Raw genomic sequence first — 5625 nt, forward strand, 5'->3', positions numbered from 1 at the left:
CAACGCTTCCAGCTTAGCTTCCGCACTAAGAGAATGGCCATCAATTAAAAATGAATTTGAACCATGCATAGTGAAAACATGAGCCCAATAACGAACATGTTTTGTTGGGACAGAATATTTTTCAGCGAGCTCTCGAGGAGTGGAGCCATCAAGATACTTTTTAGCTACTTTGAACTTTAACTCGCGACTGTATTTGGACATAAATAAAAGACCCCCAATAATTGGTTGTCCAACTATTGGGGGTCACTTCATAGCATGGGAACGAGGATTATCTTAACTGATTGGCATTAGAGTTCGAGGAGCTTTTCCTTATTGCGAATCTTGTTGCGGCTCTTGTTCAGTGGCTTCTTGTTCAAGCACTTCTTCTAACCCTTGTTCTGCAAGTGCTGGTGCAAACCACGAATCGAGTTTAGCGCGCAAAATATCAACACCAGTGCCGCTTAATGATGAGAAACCATCAACACTCACATCACCGCCAAATTCTTTCGCATCATTACGGATTTTCAGAATTTGTGCTTTACGCGCACCGCTTTTCAGTTTGTCGGCCTTCGTCAGCAGCACCTGAACTGGAATAGCACATTCTACCGCCCACACGATCAGTTGTTGGTCGAGATCTTTCATCGGGTGACGAATGTCCATCAAAACCACCAAACCTTTCAGACATTGGCGCTTTTGTAAGTACTCACCCAACGATTGTTGCCACTTCTTCTTCATCTCGAGCGGAACCTGGGCGAAACCGTATCCGGGTAAGTCAACAATGTGGCAACCTTCGGTCACTTTAAACAAGTTAATTAATTGAGTTCGTCCTGGGGTTTTACTGGTTTTTGCCAAGTTTTTCTGATTGGTTAATCGATTGAGAGAACTGGACTTGCCAGCGTTTGAGCGTCCTGCAAACGCAATTTCGATACCTTCGTCAGCGGGAAGATGGCGAATGTCTGGTGCACTGGTAATGAAATGCGTGTTTTGATAATGAATTTTTACGCTCACTGTTAACTCCATCGCGACTTTGTGTAGTCGATTGATTACTTTTTTGTGAAATTGTGTAAAATAACCGTGCTCGGCATAAGGTCGCCAATTGTACCACAGTGGTACTGGAAGCTTGATTATTATAAATGGAATGTCATGAATAAATTAGCGCTAATATTGAGTCTTTTAGCCAGCTGCTCCGTATGGGCCCAAGGCAGCATAGAAGCTGGCAAAGCAAAATCCGAAACGTGTGTTGCCTGTCACGGTGCTGATGGCAACAGTCTAATTACAACCTACCCTAAACTTGCAGGTCAACACGCTCAGTATATTGAGAAGCAACTTCACGATCTCAAACTTGGTACGAGTAGTGCTGGTAAACAAGGTCGTTACGACCCTGTAATGAGCGCTATGGCGATGCCACTTAGCGACGAAGACATGTCTGACTTAGCGGCTTACTTCGCTTCACTCCCTATCTCTTCTAATTCTACACCTGAAGATGTCGTAAGCACGGGTAAGGTATTGTACACAGCGGGTGACGCATCTCGTGGACTGACCGCTTGTACTGCATGTCACGGACCGCGTGGTAACGGCACAGAACTTTCAGGGTTCCCGAAAATTTCTGGTCAGCATGCGGATTACGTCAAAGCGCAGTTGCTGAAATTCCGCGATGATTCTCGTGCTAATGATATGAATGCCATGATGCGTGATGTTGCTAAAAAGTTAACTGATGCTGACATCGACACTTTGTCTAAATATGTTGGTGGTCTGCACTAACAAGGCCTAGCCAAGTTCGAGCAATGTGGTCATAACCCCGAAGTCTGCACTTCGGGGTTGTTGCATTTTGCGGCTAGGAGATTTTATTTGTTAGATCCAGAATACCTATCGCTTTTTTCTCAACTAACGTTTTCGCTTTTTTTAACGAAATTGTTGAAAAATTGTTCGTCTGCACTCCACTCTGACGCCACTTTCTGGTATGTTTCGCATCCCCCGTTAAAGGATGCCGAAATGCACAACTGTTCTCTATGTTACTGCCCTTTATGCCATGGTGATAAAACCGATGGGTATTTTGCAGATAAGCACCGTGAGTATCTGCAATGTCAGACATGTCAGTTGGTATTTGTTAACCCGCAGCAGCGCTTAACGGCTGAGCGTGAAAAAGCATTTTATGACTTACACGAAAACGATCCAAACGACGCAGGCTATCGTCGCTTTTTATCTCGTGTATCTGATCCTATGCTTGAAAGACTGGCTCCAGAATCGAAAGGGTTAGATTTTGGCTGTGGACCCGGGCCAACCCTCAGTTTGATGTTAGAAGAAGCGGGTCACAATGTGGCGTTGTACGATATCTTCTTTTATCCCAATGAGCAGGCGCTACAGACGAAATACGATTTTATGACTGCCACAGAAGTGATTGAACATCTGCATCACCCCGATGCGGTGTGGCAGCAATGGTTAAATTTGGTTAAACCCGGAGGCTGGATTGGTCTGATGACCAAAATGGTAAAAGACAAAGACGCTTTTGCCAGTTGGCACTACAAGAATGACCTCACGCATGTGATCTTCTTTAGTCGCACCACATTCCAGTTTTTGGCTGAGCGAGATAAGCTCGAACTTGAATTTATAGGCAACGATGTAATTTTGCTGAGGAAACCCCAGTAATGTCTAGAGAAAAGAAAACGACCACAGGTATTAACGGCGATCTCGTTTTCGCCCGTAAACATAACCGTAAGAGTGACGATGTTGAAGGTCGTGAACGCAAGAAAGCGAAGAAACACAAAGGACTGAAAAGCGGCACTCGCCACTCTGAAGGTAAACAAAAAGCGGAACGTGCAGCGGCGCAAGCTCGTGACCCACGTTTAGGCAGCAAGAAAAAGATCCCTTTGATTGTTGATGCGAAGAAACCAAGCAAACAAGAGCGTCGTGTTTCGGCTGAGAAAGAGCTGGAAATGCTGGAAAACGATGCGCAGTTAAACGTGTTGCTTGATCGTATCGACAATGGCGAGAAGCTCGGCGCTGGTCTACAGAAATATGTCGATGAGAAACTGGATCGCATTGAAATTTTGATGAAGCAACTTGGCATCTATGAAGAAGATCTTGAAGTTGAAGATGAGCAAGACGAAGACGAGCATCTTTCTGCTAGTAAACTGTCTGCTAGTAAACTGTCTGCTAGTAAACAACCTGCGGCGAAAGCGACCAAGCGTCAGCCAAAAACCGATGATGATTACTTGTCTGAGTTCGAAAACATGGACATGAACGAGTACAAAGGGTAAGGATTGCCAATGAACGTAACCCTATTAGCAATAGTCGGCGCTGCGATCATTTTGGGCCTAGCCTCTTATGCTGGTTACCTGTTGCTGCAACTGAAAAAGCAAAAAACGTTGCAGCAGCAACACCAGTCTCTGGCAATTGAAAAACGCAACGCCAACATCTTTGAAAGCGTCAACATCCTGTGTATGGCAGGCATACAAGGGCAGTGCGATCTGTCAGAAATCAGTATTCGTCTTTACAACATTATGGATTACGTGCAGGGTGAAGAGCGTGTGGACTTCGAGTTAGAGTATCCGGCGATTTCGGAGCTTTATCATATTGTTAAAGACATGCCTCGTGGCGAAGCGCGTCAGAGTATGGCTAAGCAAGAGCGCATGAAACACAATCTTACTCGTCAGAAAGCGGAAAGTCGTTTGAATGACACCATTATCGAAGAACTTCAAGCACTGAAAAAGCGCGTTCAGCGGCTGAATAATCAAATTGCCATTCAAATGGTGTGACGAATAGTTCATCTGCCAGTAAGTGATCGGGCTAGCAGATTCGAACATTTTGTTGCTAAATTGTATTTTGCTGCCCGACGCTGTTGATGTCGTGTGGCAAAATGCAGCTATTCAGAACAGGTCAACAGACTAAATTGAGTCAATAAACCATAAACAACGGAAAGAGTCACTATGTCGTCGCAAGTCGTACCGAGTCAGCAGATCGTGTGGGATCAGGCTGTTTTAGACAAGTACAACTACTCTGGGCCTCGCTACACGTCTTATCCTACGGCGGTAGAGTTTCATGAAGCTTTTACCATTGCCGATTACGATAGGGCTTGTGCACAGTACCCGGAGCGACCACTGTCGCTTTACGTGCACATCCCGTTCTGCCACAAGCTTTGCTACTACTGCGGCTGTAATAAGGTGATTACCCGTCATTCGCATAAAGCGGATGAGTATCTGGATATCCTTGCGCACGAAATTCAACAACGCGCGTCATTGCTACAAGGTCGTCGCGTAACGCAACTGCATTTTGGTGGCGGTACGCCAACATTTCTCACCAACAAGCAAATTACCCGCTTGATGACGCTACTACGCAGCGAATTCTTGTTTGATGGTGATGCTGAAATCAGTATCGAAATTGACCCGCGTGAGATAGAACTGAGTGTGCTTGACCATTTGCGCAGCGAAGGTTTCAACCGTCTCAGTATCGGTGTGCAAGACTTCAATAAAGACGTTCAAGCGTTAGTGAATCGTGAACAAGATGAAGAGTTCATCGTGCAGATGGTTGAACGAGCGAAAACATTGGGTTTCCGTTCCACCAATCTCGATCTGATCTATGGTTTGCCTAAGCAAACATTAGCCACCTTTAGCCAGACACTAGAAAAAGTGCTGGAGATGAAACCGGGGCGCTTGTCGGTATTTAACTACGCACACATGCCGCAACTGTTTGCTGCTCAGCGTAAAATTAAAGACGCTGATTTGCCGTCAGCCGATGAGAAAATGGCGATTCTTCAGTATTCCATTTCAACCTTGACTGATGCGGGCTATCAATTTATCGGCATGGACCACTTTGCACTACCAGATGACGAGCTGGCGATTGCTCAGCGTAATGGTGTGCTGCATCGCAATTTCCAGGGCTATACCACCCAAGGTGAATGTGATTTGGTCGGCTTTGGTGTGTCGGCGATCTCGATGATTGGTGACTCGTATGCGCAGAACCAAAAAGAGCTGAAAAAATACTACCAACAAGTGAATGAAATGCGCCACGCTTTGTGGAAAGGCGTTAGCCTTGATAGCGACGACTTAGTGCGTCGTGAAGTGATCAAGCAACTGATCTGTAATTTCAAGCTGGATAAACGCAGAATTGAGCAGCAGTTTGGCGTGCGTTTCCATCAATACTTTAAGCATGATTTAGCCCTGCTACAGACCTTTATTGACGACCAATTAGTGGTGGTGGATGACCAAACCATCGAAGTCACGCTACGTGGTCGTCTGCTGATCCGTAATATCTGTATGTGTTTCGATAAGTACTTGCGTGAACGAGCTCGTCAGCAGCAATTCTCACGTGTGATTTAGTGTTTTTATAGTAATGTTGTTTTTATAGTAATGCCAACCGCCTTGGCATTACTGAACACTTTTGTCGTTCCTGCATTCTCTCGTCATTCCTGCGAAGGCACAATGCTGTTCGTTTAAGAGTTCTCTTTCTTTTTTCGTGAGCTCTTCAACGGGAATTTGATAGGTTTTATCTTGACCGCCCGTTCATAATTTGGGCGGTCTTGCTTTGGCATAATAAACTCCCGTAATGACTCGGTTAAATCTTTTAAACGCGCGGGGAGTGACTGAAGATTTTTAGTTCGACAGATGGCCGTGTAATCATAAAGAACGACTTTAAATCCAAGTTTAAAGC

General features: G+C 45.2%; 7 protein-coding genes and 1 pseudogene. 5 read left to right on the forward strand and 3 right to left on the reverse strand.

Going from position 1 to position 5625, the window contains the following annotated elements; translation table 11 throughout:
* Both ACK5MF_RS13475 and yihA read right to left on the reverse strand, forming a co-directional pair.
* Positions 1–201 (reverse strand): annotated as a pseudogene (locus ACK5MF_RS13475) (helix-turn-helix domain-containing protein); the annotation flags it as partial.
* Between the two features lie 108 nt (positions 202–309).
* On the reverse strand, positions 310–987 hold the full coding sequence (yihA, locus tag ACK5MF_RS13480) for a ribosome biogenesis GTP-binding protein YihA/YsxC (RefSeq protein WP_416923051.1): 678 nt from the start codon (positions 985–987) through the stop codon (positions 310–312).
* Between the two features lie 135 nt (positions 988–1122).
* Between yihA and ACK5MF_RS13485 the strand changes: the two genes are divergently transcribed.
* From ACK5MF_RS13485 to hemN, 5 genes are all read left to right on the forward strand, one after another.
* Entirely contained in the window at positions 1123–1740 is a 618-nt protein-coding gene (locus ACK5MF_RS13485; protein WP_416923053.1) for a c-type cytochrome, read from the forward strand.
* A 231-nt stretch (positions 1741–1971) separates the two neighbouring features.
* The gene (locus tag ACK5MF_RS13490; protein ID WP_416923055.1) at positions 1972–2625 is read left to right on the forward strand and encodes a class I SAM-dependent methyltransferase; all 654 of its coding nucleotides are present in this window, start codon (positions 1972–1974) and stop codon (positions 2623–2625) included.
* The gene (yihI, locus tag ACK5MF_RS13495; protein ID WP_416923057.1) at positions 2625–3236 is read left to right on the forward strand and encodes a Der GTPase-activating protein YihI; all 612 of its coding nucleotides are present in this window, start codon (positions 2625–2627) and stop codon (positions 3234–3236) included. The genes ACK5MF_RS13490 and yihI overlap by 1 nt, the downstream gene beginning before the upstream one ends.
* Before the next feature lie 9 nt (positions 3237–3245).
* A complete protein-coding gene (locus ACK5MF_RS13500) occupies positions 3246–3734 on the forward strand; it encodes a DUF2489 domain-containing protein (RefSeq protein WP_416923059.1) in 489 nt (162 codons plus the stop codon).
* A 171-nt stretch (positions 3735–3905) separates the two neighbouring features.
* Complete coding sequence (gene hemN, locus ACK5MF_RS13505) at positions 3906–5294, forward strand: oxygen-independent coproporphyrinogen III oxidase (RefSeq protein ID WP_416923061.1); 1389 nt, start codon at positions 3906–3908, stop codon at positions 5292–5294.
* 113 nt (positions 5295–5407) lie between these two features.
* On the opposite strand, the gene ACK5MF_RS13510 is transcribed toward hemN, so the two are convergent.
* A partial coding sequence (locus ACK5MF_RS13510) for a hypothetical protein (RefSeq protein WP_416921516.1) occupies positions 5408–5625 on the reverse strand: 218 nt, incomplete at its 5' end.

The organism is Vibrio sp., assembly GCF_047973365.1.
Lineage (GTDB): Bacteria > Pseudomonadota > Gammaproteobacteria > Enterobacterales > Vibrionaceae > Vibrio.

What these genes read in the sequence shown, in the direction of transcription:
- ACK5MF_RS13485 (WP_416923053.1), top strand. Translation starts at nt 1,123, where the DNA reads ATGAATAAATTAGCGCTAATATTGAGTCTTTTAGCCAGCTGCTCCGTA.
- ACK5MF_RS13490 (WP_416923055.1), top strand. Translation starts at nt 1,972, where the DNA reads ATGCACAACTGTTCTCTATGTTACTGCCCTTTATGCCATGGTGATAAA.
- yihI (WP_416923057.1), top strand. Translation starts at nt 2,625, where the DNA reads ATGTCTAGAGAAAAGAAAACGACCACAGGTATTAACGGCGATCTCGTT.
- ACK5MF_RS13500 (WP_416923059.1), top strand. Translation starts at nt 3,246, where the DNA reads ATGAACGTAACCCTATTAGCAATAGTCGGCGCTGCGATCATTTTGGGC.
- hemN (WP_416923061.1), top strand. Translation starts at nt 3,906, where the DNA reads ATGTCGTCGCAAGTCGTACCGAGTCAGCAGATCGTGTGGGATCAGGCT.